22 protein-coding genes are annotated in these 24,519 nt (G+C 58.6%); 10 read left to right on the top strand and 12 right to left on the bottom strand.

Features of this window, described 5'->3' with window-relative positions; genetic code table 11:
• Window position 1 precedes the first annotated feature (1 nt).
• Window positions 2-1,774, bottom strand: a complete 1,773-nt coding sequence (locus MEMAR_RS00935) for a hypothetical protein (protein WP_187147929.1) — start codon at window positions 1,772-1,774, stop codon at window positions 2-4.
• 1,257 nt (window positions 1,775-3,031) lie between these two features.
• Between MEMAR_RS00935 and MEMAR_RS00940 the strand changes: the two genes are divergently transcribed.
• Complete coding sequence (locus MEMAR_RS00940; RefSeq protein WP_187147930.1) at window positions 3,032-3,994, top strand: lysylphosphatidylglycerol synthase transmembrane domain-containing protein; 963 nt, start codon at window positions 3,032-3,034, stop codon at window positions 3,992-3,994.
• 319 nt (window positions 3,995-4,313) lie between these two features.
• Here the strand turns inward: MEMAR_RS00940 and MEMAR_RS00945 are convergent, their stop codons facing one another.
• The 7 genes from MEMAR_RS00945 to MEMAR_RS00975 form a co-directional block, all read right to left on the bottom strand.
• Window positions 4,314-4,871: a class I SAM-dependent methyltransferase gene (locus tag MEMAR_RS00945; protein WP_011843056.1), complete on the bottom strand. Its 558-nt coding sequence runs from the start codon at window positions 4,869-4,871 to the stop codon at window positions 4,314-4,316.
• A gap of 93 nt (window positions 4,872-4,964) precedes the next feature.
• Window positions 4,965-6,074 (bottom strand): glycosyltransferase family 4 protein, encoded by a 1,110-nt coding sequence (locus tag MEMAR_RS00950; RefSeq protein WP_011843057.1) that lies wholly within the window; start codon window positions 6,072-6,074, stop codon window positions 4,965-4,967.
• Window positions 6,071-7,015, bottom strand: a complete 945-nt coding sequence (locus MEMAR_RS00955) for a glycosyltransferase family 2 protein (RefSeq protein WP_011843058.1) — start codon at window positions 7,013-7,015, stop codon at window positions 6,071-6,073. Before MEMAR_RS00955 ends, MEMAR_RS00950 begins: the two co-directional genes overlap by 4 nt.
• Entirely contained in the window at window positions 6,991-7,992 is a 1,002-nt protein-coding gene (locus MEMAR_RS00960; protein ID WP_011843059.1) for an SDR family oxidoreductase, read from the bottom strand. The genes MEMAR_RS00955 and MEMAR_RS00960 overlap by 25 nt, the downstream gene beginning before the upstream one ends.
• Complete coding sequence (locus MEMAR_RS00965; RefSeq protein ID WP_011843060.1) at window positions 7,914-8,702, bottom strand: sugar phosphate nucleotidyltransferase; 789 nt, start codon at window positions 8,700-8,702, stop codon at window positions 7,914-7,916. Before MEMAR_RS00965 ends, MEMAR_RS00960 begins: the two co-directional genes overlap by 79 nt.
• A 511-nt stretch (window positions 8,703-9,213) precedes the next feature.
• Window positions 9,214-9,753 carry an acylphosphatase gene (locus tag MEMAR_RS00970; RefSeq protein WP_011843061.1) on the bottom strand — a complete coding sequence of 180 codons (540 nt, stop codon included), beginning with the start codon at window positions 9,751-9,753 and terminating at the stop codon, window positions 9,214-9,216.
• A 324-nt stretch (window positions 9,754-10,077) separates the two neighbouring features.
• Entirely contained in the window at window positions 10,078-11,343 is a 1,266-nt protein-coding gene (locus MEMAR_RS00975) for a UDP-glucose dehydrogenase family protein (RefSeq protein ID WP_011843062.1), read from the bottom strand.
• Window positions 11,344-11,682: 339 nt separating this feature from the next.
• Here MEMAR_RS00975 and MEMAR_RS12865 point away from each other — a divergent pair, with 339 nt between their 5' ends.
• From MEMAR_RS12865 to ablB, 7 genes are all read left to right on the top strand, one after another.
• Window positions 11,683-11,865: a hypothetical protein gene (locus MEMAR_RS12865; protein ID WP_143706286.1), complete on the top strand. Its 183-nt coding sequence runs from the start codon at window positions 11,683-11,685 to the stop codon at window positions 11,863-11,865.
• 146 nt (window positions 11,866-12,011) lie between these two features.
• Window positions 12,012-12,314, top strand: a complete 303-nt coding sequence (locus MEMAR_RS00980; RefSeq protein WP_222702463.1) for a nucleotidyltransferase family protein — start codon at window positions 12,012-12,014, stop codon at window positions 12,312-12,314.
• Window positions 12,311-12,739, top strand: coding sequence for a nucleotidyltransferase domain-containing protein (locus tag MEMAR_RS00985; protein ID WP_011843064.1), 429 nt, complete (start codon window positions 12,311-12,313; stop codon window positions 12,737-12,739). Before MEMAR_RS00980 ends, MEMAR_RS00985 begins: the two co-directional genes overlap by 4 nt.
• Before the next feature lie 8 nt (window positions 12,740-12,747).
• The gene (gene hepT / locus MEMAR_RS00990) at window positions 12,748-13,176 is read left to right on the top strand and encodes a type VII toxin-antitoxin system HepT family RNase toxin (protein ID WP_143706288.1); all 429 of its coding nucleotides are present in this window, start codon (window positions 12,748-12,750) and stop codon (window positions 13,174-13,176) included.
• 985 nt (window positions 13,177-14,161) lie between these two features.
• On the top strand, window positions 14,162-15,298 hold the full coding sequence (locus MEMAR_RS00995) for a glycosyltransferase family 2 protein (protein ID WP_011843069.1): 1,137 nt from the start codon (window positions 14,162-14,164) through the stop codon (window positions 15,296-15,298).
• 132 nt (window positions 15,299-15,430) lie between these two features.
• On the top strand, window positions 15,431-16,744 hold the full coding sequence (gene kamA / locus MEMAR_RS01000) for a lysine 2,3-aminomutase (RefSeq protein ID WP_011843070.1): 1,314 nt from the start codon (window positions 15,431-15,433) through the stop codon (window positions 16,742-16,744).
• A complete protein-coding gene (ablB, locus tag MEMAR_RS01005) occupies window positions 16,734-17,573 on the top strand; it encodes a putative beta-lysine N-acetyltransferase (RefSeq protein ID WP_011843071.1) in 840 nt (279 codons plus the stop codon). Before kamA ends, ablB begins: the two co-directional genes overlap by 11 nt.
• A 282-nt stretch (window positions 17,574-17,855) precedes the next feature.
• Here ablB and MEMAR_RS01010 read toward each other — a convergent pair whose 3' ends face one another.
• The 4 genes from MEMAR_RS01010 to tfrA form a co-directional block, all read right to left on the bottom strand.
• Complete coding sequence (locus MEMAR_RS01010; protein WP_011843072.1) at window positions 17,856-18,086, bottom strand: hypothetical protein; 231 nt, start codon at window positions 18,084-18,086, stop codon at window positions 17,856-17,858.
• Window positions 18,070-18,672, bottom strand: a complete 603-nt coding sequence (locus MEMAR_RS01015; protein ID WP_011843073.1) for a hypothetical protein — start codon at window positions 18,670-18,672, stop codon at window positions 18,070-18,072. The genes MEMAR_RS01010 and MEMAR_RS01015 overlap by 17 nt, the downstream gene beginning before the upstream one ends.
• A gap of 269 nt (window positions 18,673-18,941) precedes the next feature.
• Window positions 18,942-20,405, bottom strand: coding sequence for a fumarate reductase (CoM/CoB) subunit TfrB (tfrB, locus tag MEMAR_RS01020; RefSeq protein WP_011843075.1), 1,464 nt, complete (start codon window positions 20,403-20,405; stop codon window positions 18,942-18,944).
• Window positions 20,402-22,033, bottom strand: coding sequence for a fumarate reductase (CoM/CoB) subunit TfrA (tfrA, locus tag MEMAR_RS01025; protein ID WP_011843076.1), 1,632 nt, complete (start codon window positions 22,031-22,033; stop codon window positions 20,402-20,404). The genes tfrB and tfrA overlap by 4 nt, the downstream gene beginning before the upstream one ends.
• A 72-nt stretch (window positions 22,034-22,105) precedes the next feature.
• On the opposite strand from tfrA, the gene MEMAR_RS01030 reads away from it, so the two are divergent.
• Window positions 22,106-23,494, top strand: coding sequence for an aspartate kinase (locus MEMAR_RS01030; protein WP_011843077.1), 1,389 nt, complete (start codon window positions 22,106-22,108; stop codon window positions 23,492-23,494).
• Window positions 23,487-24,485 (top strand): phosphoribosylformylglycinamidine cyclo-ligase, encoded by a 999-nt coding sequence (gene purM, locus MEMAR_RS01035; protein WP_011843078.1) that lies wholly within the window; start codon window positions 23,487-23,489, stop codon window positions 24,483-24,485. The genes MEMAR_RS01030 and purM overlap by 8 nt, the downstream gene beginning before the upstream one ends.
• The last annotated feature ends 34 nt before the right edge of the window (window positions 24,486-24,519 follow it).

Genomic DNA, 24,519 nt, shown 5'->3' on the forward strand with positions numbered 1-24,519 from the left:
ATCACCACACAATCTTCGGATCTCCCCACCATGCCCAATCATAAGCGGCATTCCCGTTTGGTCGTGTTATGAACTGTACGCTGACATTCCCAGCAGAACACTCTTCTAGTGGTATTGCAAAGTAGTGCCACCCTCGATCTCCCTCAGCATGTGCTGGGTCAAGCGTATAGGAAAAAACTTCCTGCGTGGTGTTGGCTATGGGGTCATGGAGATGTATCTCGAAGGTTACCCCGTCGCTCTCCGGCTTATCCCAAACGCCTTCATCGATCCCTATGCTGAACTCCAGGTGGGATCCTTCGCGTATATCTATGTTCTCGTAGACAATCGTCGTCCCGGTGGGGCCCTGAGGGTGCTCGAATATCGCCGGCATCGATTCCGAACCTATCCTCAGGTTCGTATGTTTTCTGTAATTTGAAGCCTCTAATATACCCCCTCCACTTGCGAACTTTGTATCTGGTTCGAGCCAATAGACTCTAACCCGGTGTGGCTCAGGGTCTGTACTCGCAAAAATACTCAGATTATGCTGCTCCAGTTTAACTGCCTGCGATTTTACCCTATCGGGAATTGGGTGAAGAGTCTTCATTTTTTCATCTGGAACATTTGCATAATTCAGGAGGTAATATTGGTTGGTTAACTGCTGGTCATGAGTGGCTTCCCCTAGAGTTATGCCGGGCATCCCGTGTAGGACAACGCTGCATACCAGCAGTGTGAAGATAATTCCCACCAGGAACAGGTTTTTGTGCTCCCTTGCCTGTAAAAAAGACTTGAATCTGTAAGATTTCCTATCTACAGTCCTCTCTTGCGCAACTGATTCTTTCAGGTAAATAATGGCCAAGATGTATATGCAGAGTATCGGGAGGAATATGACTAAGCTATGTCTTGGGGCCGGGATGTAGAATATAGTCTCCGGGGAACCCAGGTATTCAAGTGCCCCTGATCTCGTCAAGGTGACCTCTAGAGAAGTGAGTATCCCGAATGTCAGCAGGCCATACCATTTTGAGTAACGGTCCAGCTGGAGGGATTCCCGATTGACATATAACAATGCAATCGTGATTGCGAGTATTATTAACCCAAAGAATAATGCGATTTGGCTATCATGTATTATCTCAGCTCCTACTGTACCCATGAAGCAGAGGAATTTATTGAGCGGATAATGAAGGGTGGTCTCAATAAACGAGTTGTATGCACCGGTGCTGTGTAACCCTTCTGTTTGGAAGCCCAATAGGACAAAGTATACATAGAATGTTGTTGCGGCGCTGATCGTCCATATTATAATTTTTTCCAATTTCTTGTGCATCTTTTGTAGTACTAACTGAACAAAACCTGCAAACCAGATCGTTAGTCCAGCGGCGCCAGAGAGTGTGCACACCACTCCCATTCCTATAGAGCAAAGAAAATAACCATTTGATTCCTTTGACTTGTGCAAAAGATACAATGATGCTAAGACAGCGAGAATTAAGATCGGACATGCAAACGCCCCCAGATTTGAGACGAAGCGAGACAGATAATATGGGTTAAGTGTATAGAACATAATTGGTGTTAACAAAACTAGTGTTGGGAGATCCAGCCCGGAATCTTTCTTTACAAAATAGAAGATGAACAGTATACATACGAGAAACAGAATATATCCCACAAAAAACATTGTTTTAATGTTAAGTGTCGTTATCACTGAAACAAGCAACATCAATGCATTTGTTATAACTGGTCTGGAATCATTTTGTGGCTCAAAAATGCTGCTATACTCAAAGGTTCCATCATACCATTCAATAGTCATAGGGACTATTGTATCCCATTGATCCCAGTATGGAACGTTCACAGCATAGTGTGAGATATAATAGAACCCGAAGATGATTGGTACGGCATAAATAAACGCTAATAATAGTAAATGTAGCGGTTTATAGTTATTTTCCGCAAGTTTTTCTCTGATTGAGCGGGAGTGACGCGAAACCATCCGATCATTATTTGTTTTTCCTCTAGTTCAACATTTATATTTTAAGATCTCAGATCTCGATCTCTGAGAATTTTTGCTACATCCTTTGTGGACTGTGTTCCTATGGTGTTGTCAAGGTGCAGATAGTTTACTCCAGATCGAAGTGTCCCGGAGAATGCGCAGTGCTGACAATATACCGATGGCAGCGGATCCTTTAGATGTGGATTTTCCGTCACCTGCCTGCTAGGCGAGGAAAAGTGGCCGACTCCGCGACAGGATTACCTGCGAGGTCGTCCTAAAAATATCCGGGGATTGAAGATCTATATGGTTCAGAGCATTCTTGCGCGCGTTCACAGAGAATCGAGTAATACCTGGCGTCAGATCACTGACACGGCTTCCCTCCGGGCATCGCGCCTCGGGGGAGAAACCAGGAGGGGGACACCTCTTCCCGGCAGAGGCGTTTTGGGACAACCTCTGCCAGTGATTAATAGGTGCCAACACCACGGACTTCACCTCCTCCCTCCAATTCCACTCCCGCACCAGCTGAGCACAGCATTCTTGAAGACCTGTGATCTTCTCATGCTCGCTCTCGCTCGTCCCTCACACACCTGATGGTCCTCACGCTCACCTGCGTTCACGCTTCGAAAAACCTTTGGTCTTCCGGACTCCTTTCTATAGATCTTCCAGTTCTGGTAAAGGGGTGGGGAGGCGTGGTAGCGTAAATGACCGTTCTGTAAAAGCGAAATGGTTCTGGATCCAACCGGTGTTTGGACTGGGGAGAAACGGGGTTAGGATCCTTTCGTGCTAGTAGATGAAGTCGCCCTAAAAGTATCCGGTGACTGCAAGTCTTCATAGTTCAGAGCACATTTATGCATGTTATCGGTAAACTAGACAATACCCCGCGTTAGATCGTTGATGCACCTCCCTCGGATATTTTGCCTCGGGGAGCGACCCGAAGGGGCATCCGTCAGAGCGGCGGGTGCATATGCCCCGGAGTCGCGAGCGACGGTCCCCCTCCCGGCAGAGGCATTTTGGGATGACCTCTATATCGTTCCGGTTATATGTCTCCAGATGCGAATAAATAGTGTACGTGATCTCAACGTGAAACACCCCACTCTCGCCAAAGCCGCCGCAGTCCTCATTACCGTCGCGTTGCTCGCGATCCTGCTCTCCCAGGTGAGCGTAGCGGACGTCATCACCACCCTCACGAGCATCAACCCTCTCTACTTGGTCGCTGGGTATTTCCTCTATGCCTTCAGCTACTTCTTCAGGGCGTTGCGGTTTCATGTCCTCCTGAACAGAGAGGTGGGGCTGCGTGACCTCTTTCAGATCGTGTGCGTGCACAATATGGTGAACAGTATCCTGCCAGCCAAGACAGGGGAACTCTCCTATATCTATCTGCTGAAGAAGGTACACAAGCGGAGTGTTGGGGAAGGGGTGGCGACGCTTGTAATGGCACGGGTGTTTGATTTCATTGCAATAACTGTGTTATTTTTTTGCTCAATACTTATGATCGAAGATTTACCTCCGACTGTTCAGAATGGCATCGTGATCATTGCGATATTTATGATCGTAATGATCGCTCTGCTTATCGGACTGCTCTACTTTGGAAGGCCGTTTCTCAACACTATTGAAAGGGTTTTCAAGTATGTTCATCTAGATAGAAGGAGGTTTGGCGCCTATCTGTTAATAAAATTTGATGAAGTAGTTGGAGCCCTAGAGGAGGTAAGGGTTTCAAGGAATTTGTTCTTTGTAGGCTTAATGTCCTTTTTGATCTGGTCTCTTAATTACGCAGTGGTTTATCTCCTCCTTTCAAGCATGCACATCGCTCTATCATTACAGAAAGTCATTTTGGGTTCAACATTCACTCTACTCACGAGCCTTCTGCCTATACAGGGTATTGGGGGCTTTGGCACGACTGAAGGGGTCTGGACACTGGTCTTCGTTCAGTTAGGGATGCCCATGGATATTGCCATCACTTCGGGTCTGGTTTACCATATTCTCGTAGTTATTTATTATGTGGTGCTGGGTATGTGGGGTATTGTAGCAATTAAGCATAGGTAATAGTCTCAAAACTATACGAGATCGCAAAGAGACTAGATTGGGATGCCCCCTTGTGGCAGAGGTTTTGGGGCAATCTCAATGATAGTTTATTTTTTACCTGTTTATGGTCTGGTGTATTTGGTAAGTAGATTCCAAACCCATAGATCCCTTTGATGCCACGGCAATAATGTGTTTTGTAAATATCTTTGTTGTTTTATGTCCGTAAAGTAGAAATAAAGCACGAAATAAAATATTGATCGTAGACACCAGATATTTGGCAATGTAATTCAGTGGATTGTAATAGAATATGTATATGTTCTGGGGGTAAATCTTCACTTTTCTAAACGAAGCATTTTTTTAACACCTGTGAAAGGCTTACCTCAGTGAATGATAACTCGTGAGTAAAATCTATGTATCTGATGGTACTGGCTAACAGCGGGTTTGCAGCATTAGGAACTTTAAGAATCAATTTTCCATTTGATGTAAGTTTCTGATAAGCCAGATCTAGGAATCGAATAACCTCCTGTTTCTCGAAGTGTTCAAGAACATCATTCATGACAATCGCATCAAAGAGTTCAGTAGTTTCTTCCAGAAAAGAAAAGATGTCACTCATTCTGACGGTATAACCGTGTTCTCTACAAAAATGAATGTTTTCTGGGCTTAGATCAATGCCAAGGTAGTTGCGGTAGCCCTCCTTCTCTAAGAAATTGAGAAAATGTCCCATACCACATCCAAGATCAAGAATTCTGGCATCTTTCTGCACAGGAAGATGCATTAAATAGTTCCTTCTAAAGTATTTATGATAAATCGGAAATTCATCCGCACCGCCATGGTGAATTCTACCTAAAAAAGTGGAGGTATATGACCCGTATAGCCGTTCTTTCTCTGTCGTGTCCATTTTAGTCCTCTTCTCCCTGATTGCCTGATCAAATGTGTTTCTATACTTGATAAATCATTGAATCATAGTGTAATCGATTTTTTAGGGTAAATACTATTCATTGCTTAATATGTTTTCATAGAGATCGGAATATTTCTTCGTGACTGAACTCCAAGAGAACTGCTGTTCAACCCGCCTTCTCCCTTGTGTCCCCAGTTCTCTACACCGTTTGGGGTCGTTTATTAACGTAAGCAGTTGGTTCTTAATGGCCTCCGAATCTTTCGGTGGCACGAGTAGGGCTGCATCATCAACCACTTCCGCGCAGCCGGTTTTGTTAGATGTAATGACAGCACACTCAGCCGACATTGCTTCAATGAGAACAAGGCCGAAACTTTCTGAGGTACTCGGTAATACAAAGATGGCTGCGGATCCATACTCCTGTTTTAACTGCTCTGGTTTAAGATGACCCCGGAATTTCACCTTATGTTCAAGGTGCATCCGTTCAACCAGATCCTCTAATTGTGGTCTGTACGGTCCATCTCCACAGATGACATATTCGAACCCTTCGATGTCCTTCATTGCTTCAATGACAAACTGAATTCCTTTCATTTCGAAAAGTCTGCTCACAGTGAGGATTTTTCTCTCTTTTCTCTGTGGAATGTATGTATCAACAAAGATGCCGTTTGGAATAACAGCTATCTTCCTCTCCCCATAATTCCTGATGATTTCTCCTTTCAGGTAGTTTGAGGGAGAAGTTACATATCTAGCCCTATTTAATACGATAGTTGAAAATGGTTTGAATAGGACGTGCTGAAACTGAAATCGATCCGGGTTATGTCCGGGAACATCACTGCCATGGGTTGTCACGATATATGGTATTTTCTTATGATAGTGACTTGAAACGGCACCTGTAGGGATGATGAAGTGTGTATGATTGATGTCATAGTTATTTTCCTTTAGCAGTTTTGGCAAAAGGCGACCTGCGGAGATACAGTATGAGAGCATTTCATGGAAGGTGCACATCTCAAGTTTTTTCCGGATGCTCGGAACCCGGTATATCTGCACCCCGTTGAGATACTCTTGCTTTGGTAGTTCCTTATATCCCATCGTGACAACATCTACCTCGTGCCCCTGACGGACGAGCTCTTCTGACAGTGATTTCGTTACCGGGGCCGCTCCGCCGCCCAATGGCGGGTACTCATAGTTCAGCATCAGGATTTTCATTGAACCATGTGCTCCACGAGATATGGTTTCCTTCCGTTCTGCCCGTAGTAGACCTTCAGCAGGATATCTGCGAGGATCCCGAAGGCGACAAACTGCACGCCGACGATCAGAAGAACCAGCGCGACCAGGAACAGAGGGCGATCCGTGAGCCCCATCCCCAGGAACAGCCGGGAAATGCCCAGGTACAGGGCGAGGGCAAGCCCGACTCCCGCCATCACCAGCCCCGCCCCCCCGAACACATGCATCGGCCTGACCGAATATCGCTGCCAGAAGACAATCACGAGGAGGTCCAGGAAACCCTTGGCCAGGCGAACCCAGTTGTATTTGCTCCGCCCAAAGGAGCGGTCCCGGTGGTTGGTCTGCAGTTCCCCGACGTGGTAGCCCTTCCAGAGGAGCATCGCCGGGATGTAGCGGTGCAGTTCCCCGTAGAGTTCCAGGTCTTTGACGCACTCTCTCCGATAGGCCCGGAGCGTACACCCGGAGTCGTGGATCGTCTCGTGGGTGAGGGTTTTCCTCAGGAGGTTGGCAAACTTCGAGAAGATCTTCTTGGAGAGCGGGTCGTGACGGTTGTAGCGCCAGCCGCAGACGACGTCGAGGTCGTCGGCTTCCATCTTTTCGAGGAGCCTCGGGATATCGTGCGGGTCGTTCTGGAGGTCCGCGTCCATGGTGACGATGACCTCACCCCCGGCGTGGTCGAATCCAGCCTTCATCGCGGCGCTCTGCCCGAAGTTGCTCCGGAACTTGACGAGCCTGACGGCAGGGTCCCGTTCGTGGAGGGCGCGGAGACGCTCGAACGTCGCGTCGGTCGAACCGTCGTCCACGAAGACGATCTCGTAACTCCTGCCCGATGCGGAGAGCACCTCGTGCAGTTCCTCGTAGAGCAGGCCGACGCTCTCTTCCTCATTGTATGCCGGGATCACGACCGAGAGTTCGACACCCATGCTGCATACCTCCGTAATCCTTCTTCAAGCGATACCTGCGGGCGCCAGCCGAGATTCCGCTCCGCCTTCTTCGTGTCGGCGAAGGTGTGCTCGGCATCGCCTTTTACCGTATCCGCATACCTGATCTCGGATGAACTCCCGGTGGTCTCGATGATCGTCTCGGCAAGTGTCTGGATGGAGACCCGGTGCCCTCCACCAATGTTGTAGGCCCCCTCACCCTTCTGCATGGCGATGAGGTTTGCCCGGACGATGTCCTTGATGTTGGTGAAGTCCCTGGTCTTCGTTCCGTCGCCGAAGATCGTGATCGGCTCGTTTGCGAGGGCTTTTCGGGTGAAGATGCTGATCGCGAGATCCGGCCGCATCCTCGGGCCGTAGACGGTGAAGTACCGCAAAGACACCGACTTTAACCCGTAGAGTTCCGAAAAGACCCGGCAGTACTCCTCGGCCGCGAGTTTCGAGACGCCGTAGGGGGAGACCGGCCGCCGGGGGTGGTCTTCGTCGAAGGGGAGGTACTCCACGGTCCCGTAGACCGACGAGGAGGAGGCGTTGATGATCTTTTTCACGCCGGAGTCCCGGGATGCTTCCAGCAGATTGAGTGTCCCGGTAGCGTTCACCTCATGGGGTTTTATGGGGTCTTCAACCGAGATGCGGACGCCTGCCTGCGCCGCCTCGTGAAAGACGTAGTCTGTGCCTTCGAGGAGCCGGGTGAGGGTATCCCTGTTCCGGATGTCGCCGACTTCGAGGGTGAAGTTTTTGTTCTCCAAGAAAGGCTGGATATTGCTTTTTTTGATCTCGGGGTCGTAGTAGGGGTCGAAGTTGTCCAGGCAGACGACCTCGTGGCCGTCGTCGAGCAGCCGCTCGATGATGTGGGAGCCGATGAACCCGGCCCCGCCGGTGACTAATATCCGAATGTTCTGTCCCTCCCGGTAACGACGGTATGATCCGGTTCGGCGTGCCCGTTCTCCCGCAGATACCACTCATTCGCCCGCATCAGATCCCGCGGCGTCCCGACGTCGATGTGGATGCCGTCGATGACCCGGTAGCGGACGTCGCGGCCCTCGGCGATCTCGAGCCGGATCGCGTCGGTGAGCTGGTACTCGCCTTTATGGCCGGGTTTGGTTCGGGCGATGGCGTCGAAGATGCTTGTCTCAAAGACATAGGCCCCGAGGGCGCCGAGGTTGCTCGGGGCGGCCGTCGGCTGCGGCTTCTCGACCATGTCGGCGACCCGGTCGCCGTCGGGGAGGATGATCCCGTGGCGGGTGACGTCCTCCACCCGGGCGACGCCGACGGTGGTATCGGGGCGGTGGGCGGCGTGGTAGCCGATGAGGTCGGCGAGGAACGTCTTCGGAGCGAAGAAGTTGTCGCCGAGGACGACGGCGAAGGTGCCGTCGATGACGTGCTCGCCGGCGGCGACGGCGTTCGCGAGGCCGAGCCGCTCGTCCTGGACCACGTAGGTGAAGTCGACGCCGAAGCGCTTGCCCGAGCCCAGGTAGTCGGAGAGGCCGTGCTTGTGCGGGGAGACGACGATGACGATATCGGTGATCCCGGCAAGCGACATCGCCTCGACGACGTGCTCGATCACCGCCTTCTCGCCCACGGGGAGGAGTTCTTTCGGGATCGCGTTCGTGAACGGCCCAAGGCGCGACCCCGAGCCCGCGGCGGGGATCAGCCCCTGCCTCACCGGCATGGATCGCCCCCGGAGAGGGAGAGGATCCGGTCTGTGGACGGGGACGTGATCATGGTTACTCACTAAGAATCTTGACTTCGGGCACTATTAACGGTTCTCTTTCGGCCGTGGGGATATCAAACGGTTCCGGCGATATTCCGCGAGAGGAAGGGACGGGGGGATAACGCGCAGCCGAAGGGACGCCGGGAGTATCTCCCGGCCGTCACTCGGGGAGGAGGCGGTCCCGGAGCAGCACCCGGTACCAGGTTACGGCCGATATGGCACAGGGATTTGCCCCGGGCAGTTCAAATGCGTCCATGCCTTCGATATGCTTTTTCGATAGACGTGATGGGTTATGAACCTGATCGCCGTCAGGATCGATGTTGTAGATTACGGTGAGTCAACTACCCCGCGTTTTCGGGCGCGGTTTGTAACAAACTTCTTTTCTCGATGGAGGAGAGGGGGGATCGGGGAGCCGGGCGCAACATCGCTCATGGCCCGGGGGCAAGCGGTGCGGGATGGAGAGAGTACCTTAGACCTGGATGCCCGCCCGGGCAAGCGCATCCTTGATAGAGACGAGTTCCTTTCTGATCTCCCCAAACTCATCATCAAGGTGTTTTCTGGTGTCACTCCGGAGGCCGACAATCTCTTCCTTCGTCTCTCTCGCGATCTGGAGAGTCTGATCTTGTTTGTCCAGCATCTGGTCTTGCTGGCCCAGCATCCGGTCTAACTTTGTATCCATGCTGTGCAGTGCATTTCCGGCGTAATCCATCCGCTCGAATGTTTCCTCCTGGATGTCCCCCCGGATGATCTCAAAATCGGCATACTCTCCCGTTGCTTCTTCCCATCTGACGGCGAACGATTTGACTGCAATGGGTCTACGTATGATATTGATCTCGTTGATGAGGTCCCGGAGATCGCTTTCGCTCCCCTCTGCAACGATCTCGACCTCTCCGGTATCGAGATTCTTCACGTATCCCGAGATATTCCGTTCGAACGTCTCGTTGTATACGTGCTCTCGATACCCGACTCGCTGGACACGCCCTTGCGCGACGGCCACAAATCGTTTCATTCAATTTCACTCTGTATGGTGAACATAAATAGTTTCGCCGGACTGGCGCATCATCCGGCGAAGTTATCTCCGGATCCCCACCTGCACCAGGAAGGGGTGGCAGAAAAGTATGCATGACGGTCATCCCGGGAGTGCGCTTTCGGAATACCCTTCCGCACCGTTAGGCACGAGGGTGCGGCTCCCGGTGGGAAGCCGCATCAGGAGTATGGCGCAGAACAGCGCTCGGTTTATCGAAAGTACGCATATGACTGTTCTAAGCAACGTAGATCTTTAATTGCGAGGCACTTTTGGGACGATTTGCGGTAATCTTCCAACACCCCCGCCTCACCAGCAGATCCCCTCTTTCCCGCCGCACGAGAGGATCCGGCGCCCCTCGATGACGACCCGGGACTTCATCAGGTCGAACTCCCCGTTGAGATCGGAGAACTCCGGCCACTCCGTCATCACCAGGCAGGCGTCGGCCCCCCGGAGGGCGTCCGCGGCCGAGGCGGCGTAGTCGATCCCGGGAAAGACCCGCCGCATCGAAGGTACAGCAAGCGGGTCATAGGCGGCGACCGCCGCCCCCCGCCGGAGGAGCTCGGCGATGACCGGGATCGCCCGGGATTCCCGGATGTCGTCGGTGTTGTCCTTGAAGGCGAGGCCGAGGACGGCGACCCGTTTCCCCGCAAGATCGCCGATCTTCTCCTCAAGGAGCCCCACCAGACGGAGCGGCTGGCGGTCGTTGACGTCGAGGACCGACCGGAGGAGTGCGGGCTCTTCGCCGAGCGACTCCGCGAGGCTGACAAGGGCCGCGACGTCTTTTGGGAAGCAGCTCCCCCCGAACCCGGCGCCGGCGGATAGAAAGTGCGGCGAGACCCGGTGATCCATCCCGACGCCCTCCATCACCTCGTAGACGTCGATTCCGAGGCGCTTGCAGACGTTTCCCACCTCGTTTGAAAACGAGATCTTCGTCGCGAGGAGGGCGTTCGAGGCGTACTTGATCATCTCCGCGGCGGTGAGGCCGCACCGCACCACCGGGGCAGAAAGCCCGCGGTAGACCGCGGCGACGGCCTCGCCGGAACGGTCATCCCGGCTCCCGATCACGATCCGGTCCGGGTGCAGGAAGTCCTCCACCGCACGCCCCTCCCGGAGGAACTCCGGGTTCATCGCAAACCCGATCTCGTTCCGGCCGGAGTGTTCGAGGATCGCGGGCACGACGAGGCCCGCGGTCGTCCCCGGCGGCACGGTGCTCTTCACAACGACGGTGTGCAAACCATTCCCGTCGCGGAGCGCCTCCCCGATCGACCGGCTCGCCGCGGCGACCATCGAGAGGTCGGCGCTCCCGTCGGCCGCCGGCGGGGTGCCGACGCAGACAAACGAGAGGTCCGCCTCCGCCACCGGACCGTAGTCCGTCCCCGCGCTGAGCCGCTCGCCTGCGTGCCGCTCAAGGAGCATATCGAGCCCCCGCTCGTGGATCGGGGCGCGCCCGGCGTTGATCGCCGCCGCCTTCCTCGCATCGATCTCGACAATATCGACGGTGTGCCCGAGTTCGGCAAAGCAGGCCCCCGTGACCAGGCCGACGTACCCCCCGCCGACGACTGTTATCCGCATCTTTCCGCGATCCTCCGGTCTGTTACGTCAGAATTGGGCTTTGGGATGGTTAAAGATGACTCATTGTCGCCGGTCGGGAGCAGTGTGCCTATCAGGTGGATCGTTGCCGGGCGTCTCCCCCCCGGTGTAGCGTTTGTGCCCTTCCCTCATCGCGACCGGCAAACCCGGGGAAAAGCGTTATCCTGATCGGCGGGTGACAGAAGTATGATCGGGTATGCGCGATGGTCCGGTAGGAACGACGCTTCGCGGAGCGGAGTTCGAAAAGACCGAAGGTCTTCGAGGTGCGAACATAGTAAGCATGAGAAACTCGGAGAGTTTCGAGGTGCGAACATAGTAAGCATGAGCACCAAAGGTGCGAGGACCGGAGCGCGAGCACCGCCAGGTGCGAGTCTTACGGCTGAGAGCATCCTCGGAACGCTGGCGGAGCATCGGGAGCGGATCAGGAGCCTCGGCATCCGGCGGATCGGGCTCTTTGGCTCTTTCGTCCGGGGGGAAACGACGCTCTGGAACGCGACTGGCTGAAGGGTGCGATGTCCCGATAGGAACGACGCTCCGGAGAACGACGTCCTGAAAGGACGGAGTTCGAGAAACCCAGAGGGTTTCGAGGCGTGAGCGATAGCGAACGTAAGCACCGTCAGGTGCGAGGAGCGGAGTTTGAGCACCGTCAGGTGCGAGGAACGGAGCAGGAGCACCGAAGGTGCGAAAGAGCGGAGTTTGAGAAACCCGATGGGTTTCGAACAGAGCGCGAAGAGAGTGATATCGATATCCTCATCGAGTTCGAGGAGGGAGGACGCTCGTTTGATGCGTATATGGATTTCAAGTTCTTCCTCGAAGATCTCTTCAGGAGGAGAGTCGACCGCGATACCGTCAAGCCGGCTCTCGCGCCGTACATCCTCAGGAGTGTCCGGTATGCCCCGGGAAATAAGCAGGAAAGAATGATATGCGATGCGGGAAGAGATACAATGCTATGAGACGCCGCCACCTGCTAAAAGCCGGAGAGAAAGAAGAGGTTCTCCGCACCATCCGCATGATCCTCGCCGGGTTTGACGAGATAGAGGTGGGGTATGTCTTCGGAACGTTTTGCAGAGGGGATTTCGGCGACGTGGACGTGGCAATCCTTGTCACCGGCGAGCCCGCCCCCTACCAGGCGATGCGGTTCGCGCGGCGGGTCGAGCGGGAGCTCGAACGGGGGTTTTGTTACCGCTTTGAGGCTGACGTGAAGGTTCTCAACACCGCCCCGGTCTCTTTCCAGTACGAGGTCATCAAGAGCGGCAGACTCGTGCTCTCCCGCGACAGAGAGCGTAGGGTCCGGTACGAGGCAGGCGTGCTCTCCCGGTATCTCGACTATGCGGAGACGCTCGACTGGTTCGACCGGGTTCTGCTCACGAGGGCCTGAGAATGATCATGGACGAAGGGGTTCTCGGTCACCTCCGGGAACTGGACGAGGCAGCTCTGGACTGGGAACGCTACCGATCCATCACCCTTGAAGACCTCAGGACCGACCGGGACAAACGAAACATGGTGCTGCACGCACTCCTCGTCAGCATCCAGGCATCGATCGATATCGCCAACCACCTGGTCGCGGCCTCCAGCTCCAGGCGGCCCGAGACCTACCGGGAGAGTTTCGCGATTTTATGTGACGGGGGGCTGATCCCGGAAGACCTCGCGGTCCGGCTCTCAGACCTCGCGGGCTTTCGGAATGTTCTGGTCCACCTCTACTGCCGGCTGAACCTGGACGAAGTCTACGGGGTGCTTCAGGACGACCTTCCGATCGTAAACCGGTACCGGGATCTGGTTCGGATGATACTCCGGGACCGCCTCCTCCCGGAGTGACGACTGCGCGCTGGAGTGAACCGGGAGGAGATCCTCCCGTCGCTCCGGCCTCCCGGGCCATCACGTCTCCACGAGCAGATCGAGGTCGGTGATGCTTCCCTCGATGAATGTCGCCCGGGGGTGGTCGAGGAGATGCTCGATAGCGAACCTACCCGGTAACTCCTCTCTGACGGGGCTGCCTCTCCCCGGTTGAAGACGGGGTCTCCGCGCTATAATTGGATGGGAACTGCAGTTCACGTTCCCGGTTCACAAAGGAACGTTGACCCATAAGTATACTACTTTCTCGTCAACGACCCACTTGAGGCCGTCGGTAAGCGCCGGTGGTCCGGTCTGGGCACCCGTCATCTTTACGTTTGTGGTCGGGTGACCGGACTTATTCAACACAACACTCGGGCTGTTCTACCTCGTGTCCCGGTTACCGCCGGGGAGTTCAAATGCGCCCGTATCTTCGATGTGCCTTTTCAATGGGCATGATGTGGGTGATATAAACGGGTTTTTCGTCAGAATTGATATTGTAGATTACGGTGAACGTACGTGCGATATGGAGTCGGTACGATTCACGCTTTTTATTGGTGTGGAGTTTCTCTTTGTCCTCATCCGAACCGGGATAGGGATTCTCCCGTAAGATTCTCGGTTTGGCTTTGATAACCCGTCGATCTCTGGCGTCGAGAGAATTTAAAAAATCAAGCGCACGCTTATCCACCATGAGGCGGAATGTCACAGGTTTAACTCCACGAACTCATTGCGGGCCATGACTTCTTCGATATCGTCCGTGAGCCGTTGCTTTTTTAGCGCTCTCCACCAGCCTCGCGAGCGTGTCGTTGAGCGTCTCGTCCGGGCGCCTGAGATCCAGGATCTGATTATCTCTTCCGATACGGGTATGTTCTCCGTAGCAGACATAGAATCCTGATAGGTGCCGGCCCCCCAAACCCCGCACGCCAATCGATACACTCTATACGGCGAAAGCCCGATACTATTCCAGAAAATGAACGCCCCCGCCCTCTCCGTCGTCCTCCCCGCGCTCAACGAGGAAGCCACCATCGGCAAGTGCATCGGAAAGATCCGGACGGTCTTTGCCGATCTCGGGATCGACGGCGAGATCATCATCGCCGACTCCTCCGACGACCGGACGGCGGCGATCGCCCGGGACCTCGGCGCCACGGTCGTCCGGCCGGAGAAGCGGGGCTACGGCAACGCCTACCTCGCCGGGCTCGCGTGCGCCCGGGGGAGATACATCGTCATCGGGGACGCGGACGACACCTACGACTTCCTCGAGATCCCGAAACTCCTCGCCCTGCTCGATGCCGGCGCCGACATGGCGCTCGGCTCCCGGCTCCGGGGGGAGATCCGGCCGGGGGCGATGCCCGCCCTCCACCAGTATGTCGGCAACCCCTTCCTCACCTGGCTCCTGAACCGGGTCTTTTCCATCCGGATATCGGATGCGCACACCGGGTTTAGGGCGTTCCGGCGGGAGGCGCTCGAACGGATGAATGTGAAGACCGGGGGGATGGAGTTTGCAAGCGAGATGATCATCGAGGCGGCGAAGGCCAATCTCCGGATCGACGAAGTCCCGATCACCTACTCCGCCCGGGTCGCGCCCTCGAAACTGCAGAGCTTCTCCGACGGCTGGCGGCACGTCCGGTTCATGCTCCTCTACCGGCCGATCCCGTTCATCACCGTCCCCGGGCTGCTCTTCACGGTCTTCGGCTTCTTCCTGATGGTCATCTTCGCCTTCCGGGGGGACGTCGAGACCTCGTTCATCCACTCCTTCATCCTCGCCGCCCTCTTCTTCGTCGGCGGGCTCCAGGCGCTCGTTGCCGGGATCAACATCGCCGTCTACTCGGCCGTTCAGGGCTACGGCGAGGCGGGGCCGTTCCTCTCCCGGCTCATGAACTACCACAACCTCGAGCGGGAACTCCTCGCCGGGATCCTGCTGATGGCCGGCGGCGGCCTCGTCGGGCTCGGCATCCTCCGGGACTGGGCCGCCGCCGGGTTCGGCCCGCTCTTTCAGATTGCAAACGCCGTCTGGGCACTGGCACTCTTCCTCGCCGGGATGCAGGTCGTCTTCTCCGGGATCTTCACGAGCATGGTGCTCCTGAAACGCGGCGAAGAGCAGGGCTGACCCCCGCCGGGCACGGCGCTCCGTCCATTGATCCCGATTTATAGGTCTCTGTTTTGATTTCCGGGCCCTTTTTGGGGAGATCGATCCAGTTATATATGATTGGTGATACAGTGTGACCCGGAGGAACTGCGAATGGCCATTTTATCAACCAACCAGCAGGAGATAGCAGAAAGAATCGATGCAGGTGCCGCCGCGGAAGTCTGGCGGGACTGGAGGTGGCATGTCCGGCATGCGATCACTGAGATCTCCACGTTCGAGCGGCTGCTCGGCGTATCGTTCGGGAAGGACGAGCGGCGGGAGCTGGAAGAGACCGCGAGCAGATTCCCCTTGAGGATAACGCCGTACTACCTCTCGCTCATCGATGCGAAGGATCTCTGGAACGACCCGATCTTCATGCAATGCTTCCCGTCGCCGGCGGAACTGCAGGTCGAACCCGACGACATGGAGGACCCGCTTGCCGAGGACGCCGACCACCCGGCTCCCTGCATCACCCACCGCTACCCCGACCGGGTGCTCTTTTTAGTCAGCAACGTCTGCGCCATGTACTGCCGGCACTGCACCCGGAAGCGGAAGGTCGGGGACGTCGACTCCATCCCCTCGGAGGCCGAGGTCATCGAGAGCCTCGACTACATCCGGGAGAACCCCGGGATCCGGGACGTCCTCCTCTCCGGGGGCGACCCGTTCATGCTCCCCGACGACCGCCTCGACTGGATCCTGACCGAGCTCGACGACATCGAGCACGTCGAGGTGGTCAGGATCGGCACCCGGACTCCGGTCGTCCTTCCCTACCGGATCACGGAGGAACTCTGCGCGATGCTTGCCCGGCACCACCCGCTCTGGGTGAACACCCACTTCAACCACCCGGCGGAGATCACCGCGTCCTCGCAGAAGGCGCTCGCACGGCTTGCCGATGCCGGCATACCGCTCGGCAACCAGACCGTCCTCCTGGCGGGGGTGAACGACTGCTCCCGGATCATGAAGACCCTGGTGCACAAACTCGTCAGGAACCGGGTCCGGCCCTACTACCTCTACCAGTGCGACCTCTCCGAGGGGCTCGCTCACTTCCGCACCCCGGTCTCGAAGGGGATCGAGATCATCGAGAACCTCATCGGGCACACCAGCGGGTTTGCCGTCCCGACCTACGTCATCGACGCCCCCGGCGGCGGGGGGAAGATCCCGGTGATGCCCCAGTACCTCATCTCCTGGTCCACGAACCGGGTGGTGCTGCGCAACTTCGAGGGCGTGATCACCACCTACCGCGAGCCCGACTCCTATGAGCCGGTCTGGTGCGACCGCAAGTGCGCGACCTGCGGGCAGTACCTGAGGCTCGAGGGCGCGGACGAGTCCAAAGCGGTCGGGATCGTCAAACTCCTCTCGGACGAGGACCCGACGACAGCACTCGTCCCGGAGCACACCGAGCGGTTCGAGCGGAGAAATGAGTCCTGATACCGTCACGACGATCGACGGCACCCTCGTCCAGCACGGACGGTTGAGCGACCGGATCTACGTGATGCACCTCTCGCCCGCCGACCTTCCTGGAATTCTCGACGACCTCGATGCGCTCGCACAGAGAGAGCGCTACACGAAGATATTTGTAAAAGTGCCGGCCTCCGCCCTCCCGCTCTTCATCGCCCGGGGCTACATCGTCGAGGCGCGGGTTCCCCGGTTCTTCCGGGGCAGGGAGGACGGGTATTTCGCGGCGAAGTTCTTCGATGCGGATCGCAGGCAGGAGTCGGCCGATGTCGCCGCGGTCATCGCGGCCGTCCGCGAGAAGGCCGGCGATGCCCGCCCCGCCGGCCTCCCGCCGGGCTGGAAGTATGCGCCCGGGTCAGAGGACGACGCCGACGACCTGGCCGCGCTCTACGGCGAGGTCTTTGCGACCTACCCGTTTCCCATCGCCGATCCCGGCTACCTGCGGGAGACGATGGCCGGGGACTACCGCTACTTCACCGTCCGCACCGCCGACGGCCGGCTTGCCGCGGCCTCCTCGGCGGAGATCTACCGCGAGGACGAGAACGTCGAGATGACCGATTTCGCCGTGCACCCGGATTTCCGGGGCCAAAACCTCTCGGGCTTGCTCCTCTCCCGGATGGAGGGGGAGATGCGGGCGGCCGGGATGAAGACCGCCTTCACCATCGCCCGGGCGCTCTCCTACCCGATCAACGCCACGTTCGCCCGGGCGGGGTATGCGTGGGGCGGGACGCTCGTCAACAACACCAACATCTGCGGCGGGTTCGAGAGCATGAACGTCTGGTATCGGCCACTCGTGAGGTGAGGAGAAGGTCCGCCGCCGGTGTAAGGATGGGTGTCGTGCCGGCTTTTGGGGCGCACGTTCACCCGCTGGCATATATGGGAAGCAAACAACAAAAGTGAGCATCGGTTTACGCCGGTTCATCCGTCGCGGGTGCGTCACATGAAATGTCCGAATCCCCGGCAGGTTTTCGGAGGTGCAGGTGACCCGGGTCAGGAGAGCAGCGATCTGGATGGACGCATTTTGTTCCACATGGAACACATTTGAACCAATACCTGGAAACGGACCTGTTCCCCCAGCCTGAAGTTACCCGTCGCCGTGCACCGGTTCGGGGCGGTGCCGGGCAACCCGGTGCATCCGGAGGTATTCGGACCGGGAAAGAGCGAAGTTTTCGGCATTCTCAAAGAACGCGTCGATCAGGTCGGCCTGCTCGCGGCTCCACACCTCGTTTGGGACCTCCCTGACCCGGAGGGCATGTCTCCGGACAAAGGCCAGCCGCTCCTGCCTGTTCTTCTCGCGGTCAAACTTCAATTCCATACTGTTCCCCCCGGACCTGCAGGCGCTCCATGAACGATCGCAGGAGTTCGCTGTCCAGCATCTCCCGGAACAACACCCAGAGATAGACTGCATCCTCGATATCCTTGTCGCTCCCAAGATAGAGTTTGTAGGGAATCTGCAGCTCGATGGGCGATACGAAGAACCGGATGTCGTCGAACTCTACCGTCTTCGCCCTGGACATCGCATAACGATCGAAGTCGTCTTTCTTGAACTTCATCTCGATATTCGGGATGATCCTCCCGGCTCCGGCAATCCGCACGGCAAGCCTGTCGCAGAGCATCGAGTAGATCTCCTCGATATCGTCGGAATTCAGGAAGTAAAACCCTTGCGCCAGAAGGTCTTCTGAAAATGGCCGGAACGTATCGTAATCCATGTAATCGATGAAAATATCAATATCTTCCGTACCTCTGGCTCTTCCAAAAAGGATTGCAACGTACCCGCTGACGATCACGTAGCGCGTATACCACTCGATGATGCTCGTCACCGAGGCCACAAAACGATCGAGTGAGGTCACAACCTTTCCGTCGACGCGGATGGTGCCGTCGGGAGCATTCGCGATCTGCATTTCCCTTCCTCTGGTAGAGTCTTACCGGGCACAGCATTAATTGCATGCACCCCGGTCCCTCAGTATATCAATTGTCCCGTAGATGTTTGTCTTCTTTCAACAGCCATTCCCGGTGACCGAAGCCTCCAGGAAACCCCGGCACGATCTCATCTCGTGTTCTGTACCGGTTACGGGGGATGTTTATGTCTCTTCTGTCCCTGTTCACCCTCCCCGGATCGCCGGAGACCATCTCGCCGGCGGCTGTCCGGGGTTACACCAAAAAGAGAGTATTATGAAGATCCTTTCCGCTCCGCGTCCTTCTTCCGGTACCCTTCGAGCAGGATCGTCGTCAGGTTCTTGACGGGCACGTCCGTGCAGTCGGCGATATGGAACTCGCAGAACGGGCAGACCGTCACCACGACGTCCGCGCCGGTTCCCTTCACGCACTCGTCGCGTTTCGCCCCGAGGGCTTTTGCCTCTTCCGGCACCCCTGAGCGGACGCCGCCGCCGGCCCCGCAGCACTGCGTCGGCATCTCCACGAACTCCCGGACCCCCAGGCGCAGGAGTGTCCGCGGCTGCTCGCTGATCCCCTGGCCGCGGAGGAGGTGGCAGGGATCGTGGTAGGTCGCCCTGACGTCGAGTTTCGACGGGAGCTCGATCCCGTACTCCGTGAGGATCTCGGTGACGTCTTTCACCTCGAACGGCGTCTCGTAATCGTTCTTCAGCGTCGCCCCGCATCCGGCGCAGATCGTCATCACGGTCTTTATCCCACGGCTGGCGAAGGCCTCGATGTTCTTCTGCTTCAGGTCGTCGACGAATGACGTCTGCCCCGTCCGGATCAGCGGCGAACCGCAGCAGACCTGGTCGTGGGGGACGATCACCCGGATGCCGTTGCGCTTCATGACCTCCATCGCGTCGAGTGCCGTCTGCGGCACCCGGCCGTTGAACATGCACCCGACGAAGAACCCCACCTCGCCGCGGACGGGGCCGTCGGGCTCGATCACCTCCGGCACCTGTTCGAGGAAGGTCGGCTGCGTCCGCTCCACGCTCCGGCCGGTTTCCTGCACCAGCCGCGCCACCTCCTGGTGGCGGGGGAGGGTCAGGCCGCGGCGGTTCGCGATCTCGCGGAGTTTTTCGATGGCTTTGCCCGGGACGTCGATCTCTTTGGGGCAGACCTCCGTGCAGCGCTTGCAGGTCGTGCAGTAGAAGAGCCCTTTCTCGATCGCGTCGGTGATCCGGTCACCCGAGTCACGGGGGTCGAGGGCGAGGCGCATCTCCTGGCGGAGCACCGTCGGCCCCGCGAAATCCGTCACCTGGAGCGCCGGGCAGGCCGATACGCAGCAGAGGCACTCGATGCAGTCCCGGAGCGGCTTGATCGCCTCGATCTCCTCCCGTGCCGGGAGGGCAGCGTCCGGCGCAGGGCAGATCCGGGCGATCTTTGCTATCACCGGCTCCAGGTCGACCATCAGGTCTTTCAAGACCGGGAGCGCCAGCGGCTCGACCGTCATCCCGTCACGGGCCTCCTCCATACAGGCGAGGACGGGCTTCCCGTCCACCTGGACAGCGCAGCTCCCGCACTGCCCGGACCCGCAGCAGTAGCGGTAGGCGAGGGTCGGGTCGTGCTCGTCGCGGACGGCGTGGAGGGCGTGGAGCACCCGGGCGCCCTCGTTGACCTGGACGATGTACTCCTCGAAGTGTGGCTCCGCGTCCGCGGCGGGGTCGAAACGCGAGACCCGGAGGGTGATCGTCTTCATGCCGCCGCCTCCCGCCGCTCGATCCCCTCCCGGGTGAGCGAGACGTAGGTGTGGGAGAACGGCGACGTCGCCGGTTCGGTCGCCACGTCGGCATCCCGCCGGACGTGGGCTCCCCGGTTCTCCGGCCGCAGGAGGGCGCACCGGACGATCAGGGATGCCGTGGTGCACATGTTCCGGACGGTGCAGCATTCAAGCAGGTTCACGGTCGAGGCGGCGCAGAGCCGTTTGTCGGCAAGTCGGCGAACGTGCCCGAGCGCCGTCCGGAGGTCGGGGGCGCTCCGGAAGATTCCGGCCTGGTTCCACATCGTGAGTTTCAGGTCCTTCCTGACATCCGCGGGGCTTATTGCCCCCTCGTAGAATCCGCCGAGCATCCGGGTCACCTCATCGATCCGGGCGGGATCGATCCGGCCGCTCCGTGCGGGCGCCTTCCCGGCAAACTCCCCGGCCCGCTTTCCGAAGACCTGCGTGTCCGCGAGGGCGTTCCCCCCGAGGCGGTTTGCGCCGTGCACCCCGCCGGTAACCTCGCCGCAGGCGAAGAGGCCGGGGATGGTCGTCCGGCACTCCGGGGTGATCCTGACCCCGCCCATGATATGGTGGGCGGTCGGGGCCACCTCCATCGGCTCCCGCCGGATATCCACGCCGTAGGCGAGGTACTGTTCGAGCATCACCGGAAGCCGTGTCTCGATCGTCTCTGCCGGGAGGTGGGTCACGTCCAGGTAGACCCCGCCGCGGCCCGTCCCCCGGCCCTCCAGCACTTCGGTCGCGATCGCCCGCGCAACCACGTCCCGGGTGGAGAGTTCCATCCGCTCGGGGTCGTAGCGCTCCATGAACCGCTCCCGCCGCGCGTTCAGGAGAAGTCCTCCCTCGCCCCGGACGGCTTCCGTCACCAGGCGGCCACGGGCGTCGTAGGGGTAGACCGCCCCGGTCGGGTGGAACTGGATCATCTCCATATCGATCAGCTCCGCCCCCGCCCGGTAGGCCATCGCGAACCCGTCCCCGGTTCCGGCGGCGGAGTTCGTGGATATATCGTAGACCTGCGTCCCTCCGCCGGTCGCGAGCACCGTCGCGTCGGAGCGGAAGAGCACGACGTCTCCGTCCCGGTCGAGAGCAATCGCGCCGGCGACCGCCCCGTTCTCGTCCTTGACGAAGTCGACGACCGAGACCTCCTGGTAGAGGTGCGTATCGGTCGCGTCGAGCCGGTCGAGGAGGGTCATGATCATCTCGTGGCCGGTCCGGTCCCCGGCGTAGCAGGTCCGGGGGAACCGCTGGCCGCCGAACGGCCGTTGCGCGACCTCTCGCGCCTCCGTGACGTCGAAGACGGCGCCCCACCGGACAAGGTCCGCCATCCGCTCGGGGGCCTCGCGGACCAGCGCGTCCACGAGTGCCGGGTCGTTGAGATACGCCCCGCCCGAGAGCGTATCCTCGCGGTGGACGTCGACCGAGTCCCGGTCCCGCAGCACGGCGTTGTAGCCGCCTTCCGCCATCGTCGTGCACCCGCCTTTGCCGGCGATGGTCTTGGAGACCATGACCACGCCGCCGTACCGGGAGGCCTCGATGGCGGCCCGCACCCCGGCGCCGCCGCTTCCGACAACCAGCACATGCGCGTCCACAATCTCGTCTACATGCATCTTATTAGTCGGTGCGTTGTATAATACCATAAAGTAATTGCAGGGGACTAGTGAGCCAGAATGAGGCTTTTAATGAAATTTGGCGGCACTTCCGTCGGAGAGGCGGACTGTATCGGAAGGGTCGCAGACATCGTAGAATCGCATCGTAGCGCAGGTGACGAGGTCGCGGTAGTCGTATCGGCATGCTCCGGGATCACCGACCGGATCATCGCGGTGGCCGACGAGGTCATAGCAAGCAAGGAGCAGCCCGATATCGGGACGCTTCTTGACGCCATGCGGGAGCGCCACACCCGGCTCCTCAAGGAGACGGCTCCCGACCACGCCCGCGAGGTGACGGCCGTCATCGACGACCGGCTCACCCGGCTGCAGAACATCCTCACCGCGGTGCACACCTTAAAGGAGCTGACTCCCCGGTCCCGCGACTACATCGTCTCGTTCGGGGAACGGCTCTCCGCCCCGATCGTCGCGGCCGCCCTCCGTCAGCGCGGCATCGCTTCGGTCGCCCTCGATGGTGCCGAGGCCGGGATAACCACGACGGCGAATCACGGGGACGCCCGCGCCCTCCCGGTGAGCGCGGAGAACATTCGTGCCCGGGTCGCCCCGCTGCTCGCCGACGCCGTCCCGGTGATCATGGGCTTCATGGGGGCGACCGAGCAGGGCGTCATCACCACCCTCGGCCGGAGCGGTTCCGACTACTCCGCCGCCGTCATCGGTGCCGGGGTCGATGCCGACGAGATCTGGATCTGGACCGACGTCGACGGGGTGATGACCTCCGATCCCCGGATCATCCCCGATGCCCGGGTGCTCGACGACATCTCCTATCTTGAGGTGATGGAACTCTCCTACTTCGGCGCGAAGGTTCTCCACCCGCGGTCGATCGAACCCGCGATGCAGAAGGACATCCCGATCCGGGTCAAGAACTCGTTTAAGCCCGAAGTCCCCGGCACCCTCGTCCTCCGCGACAAGCACCAGGAAAAGCGGGTGGTCAAGGCCATCGCCCTGATCGAGAAGGTGGCGCTGGTCAACATCAACGGCGCCCAGATGGTCGGCCGTCCCGGCGTGGCAAAGACGATCTTCTCCGCGCTTGCCGAGCGGGAGGTGAACGTCATGATGATCTCGCAGGGTTCGAGCGAGGCGAACATCTCCCTCATCATCGACGAATCGCACCTGGACGCCGCGCTCGGCGCCCTCGACCCGCTCGTGGAGCAGGGCATCGTACGCGAGGTCACCTACGACCACGACGTCGCCGCGGTCGCGGTCGTCGGTGCGGGGATGGCCGGGACGCCCGGAACCGGCGGCCGGATCTTCTCGGCGATCGGCCGGGCCGGCATCAACATGATGATGATCTCGCAGGGTTCAAGCGAGGTGAACGTCTCCTTCGTCGTGAAGGCCGGGGACGGCAAACGGGCCCTCCAGGTGCTGCACGACGAATTCCGTCTCTCGGAGAACTCAGATGACTGAAGAAGCACATACCTACCGCGAAGCCGGGGTCGATATCGACCTCGAGGCCCGGGCGGTCCGGGCGCTGATCGACTCCCTCACCTACCGCAGATCCGGCGACTTCTCGATGCTCGGGAAGGTCGGGCACTTCGCCGGACTGATCGACTTCGGCCCGTACGTCCTCGCGCTCGCGGTCGACGGCGTCGGCACCAAGATGCTCGTCGCGGATGCGCTCCGCGACTGGAGCACCGTCGGGATCGACTGCATCGCGATGAACGTCAACGATCTCTACGTGATGAACCTCGAGCCCGTGGCGTTCGTCGACTACATCGCGACCGACGCCCTCTCGCCGGAGAAGATGGCCCAGATCGGCCTGGGGTTGAACGAGGGGGCACGCCTCGCGAACATGAACATCGTCGGCGGGGAGACCGCGACCCTCAAGGGGCTCGTGAACGGCCTCGACCTCGCGGGGACCTGTCTCGGTGTCCAGGAGAAGGAGAAGGTCGTCACCGGCGAGGGGGTCGTTCCCGGCGACCTGATCGTCGCCGTTCCCTCGAGCGGCGTCCACAGCAACGGCCTGACCCTCGCCCGGAAAGTCGTCGAGGACTGCGGATCCTACGAGACCCTTCTTTCGAACGACAAGACCCTCGGCGAAGAGCTCCTGACGCCGACACGGATCTACGCCGAGGTGCTCCGGGTGACGGAGGCCTGCGAGGTTCACGGGATGTGCCACGTCACCGGCGGCGGCCTCCTGAACTTCAGGCGGCTCAGCGAGTACGGATTCTCCTTCACCGATCCCCTCGCGGTTCCCGAGATCTTCTCCTGGCTGCAGGAGAATGGGAAGATCAGCGATACGGAGATGTACCGGACCTTCAACATGGGCATGGGCTACGCCTTCGTCGCCCCGGAGAAGAGTGTCGCCGCAATCCGGGCAATCGTCCCCGACGCCCGGGTTGTCGGCGAGGTGACGGAGGAGCCCGGCGTGCGGCTGAAGGGTGTGGAGATCCGGTGAGGGTTTTTCCCCTCCCCCTTTGAACGGTTACCGG

This window comes from Methanoculleus marisnigri JR1, assembly GCF_000015825.1.
GTDB classification, from domain to species: Archaea; Halobacteriota; Methanomicrobia; order Methanomicrobiales; family Methanoculleaceae; genus Methanoculleus; species Methanoculleus marisnigri.

Bases quoted from the DNA above. Each gene is read 5' to 3' on its own strand.
- MEMAR_RS00985 (WP_011843064.1), top strand. From the start codon at position 12,311: ATGAGACGCCGCCACCTGCTAAAAGCCGGAGAGAAAGAAGAGGTTCTC.
- MEMAR_RS00955 (WP_011843058.1), bottom strand. From the start codon at position 7,015: ATGGGTGTCGAACTCTCGGTCGTGATCCCGGCATACAATGAGGAAGAG.
- purM (WP_011843078.1), top strand. From the start codon at position 23,487: ATGACTGAAGAAGCACATACCTACCGCGAAGCCGGGGTCGATATCGAC.
- MEMAR_RS01015 (WP_011843073.1), bottom strand. From the start codon at position 18,672: ATGCAGATCGCGAATGCTCCCGACGGCACCATCCGCGTCGACGGAAAG.
- tfrA (WP_011843076.1), bottom strand. From the start codon at position 22,033: ATGCATGTAGACGAGATTGTGGACGCGCATGTGCTGGTTGTCGGAAGC.
- kamA (WP_011843070.1), top strand. From the start codon at position 15,431: ATGGCCATTTTATCAACCAACCAGCAGGAGATAGCAGAAAGAATCGAT.
- MEMAR_RS00975 (WP_011843062.1), bottom strand. From the start codon at position 11,343: ATGCGGATAACAGTCGTCGGCGGGGGGTACGTCGGCCTGGTCACGGGG.
- hepT (WP_143706288.1), top strand. From the start codon at position 12,748: ATGGACGAAGGGGTTCTCGGTCACCTCCGGGAACTGGACGAGGCAGCT.
- ablB (WP_011843071.1), top strand. From the start codon at position 16,734: ATGAGTCCTGATACCGTCACGACGATCGACGGCACCCTCGTCCAGCAC.
- MEMAR_RS00945 (WP_011843056.1), bottom strand. From the start codon at position 4,871: ATGGACACGACAGAGAAAGAACGGCTATACGGGTCATATACCTCCACT.
- MEMAR_RS00965 (WP_011843060.1), bottom strand. From the start codon at position 8,702: ATGCCGGTGAGGCAGGGGCTGATCCCCGCCGCGGGCTCGGGGTCGCGC.
- MEMAR_RS00935 (WP_187147929.1), bottom strand. From the start codon at position 1,774: ATGACTATTGAATGGTATGATGGAACCTTTGAGTATAGCAGCATTTTT.
- MEMAR_RS12865 (WP_143706286.1), top strand. From the start codon at position 11,683: ATGAGCACCAAAGGTGCGAGGACCGGAGCGCGAGCACCGCCAGGTGCG.
- MEMAR_RS01010 (WP_011843072.1), bottom strand. From the start codon at position 18,086: ATGGAATTGAAGTTTGACCGCGAGAAGAACAGGCAGGAGCGGCTGGCC.
- MEMAR_RS01030 (WP_011843077.1), top strand. From the start codon at position 22,106: ATGAAATTTGGCGGCACTTCCGTCGGAGAGGCGGACTGTATCGGAAGG.
- MEMAR_RS00995 (WP_011843069.1), top strand. From the start codon at position 14,162: ATGAACGCCCCCGCCCTCTCCGTCGTCCTCCCCGCGCTCAACGAGGAA.
- tfrB (WP_011843075.1), bottom strand. From the start codon at position 20,405: ATGAAGACGATCACCCTCCGGGTCTCGCGTTTCGACCCCGCCGCGGAC.
- MEMAR_RS00950 (WP_011843057.1), bottom strand. From the start codon at position 6,074: ATGAAAATCCTGATGCTGAACTATGAGTACCCGCCATTGGGCGGCGGA.
- MEMAR_RS00970 (WP_011843061.1), bottom strand. From the start codon at position 9,753: ATGAAACGATTTGTGGCCGTCGCGCAAGGGCGTGTCCAGCGAGTCGGG.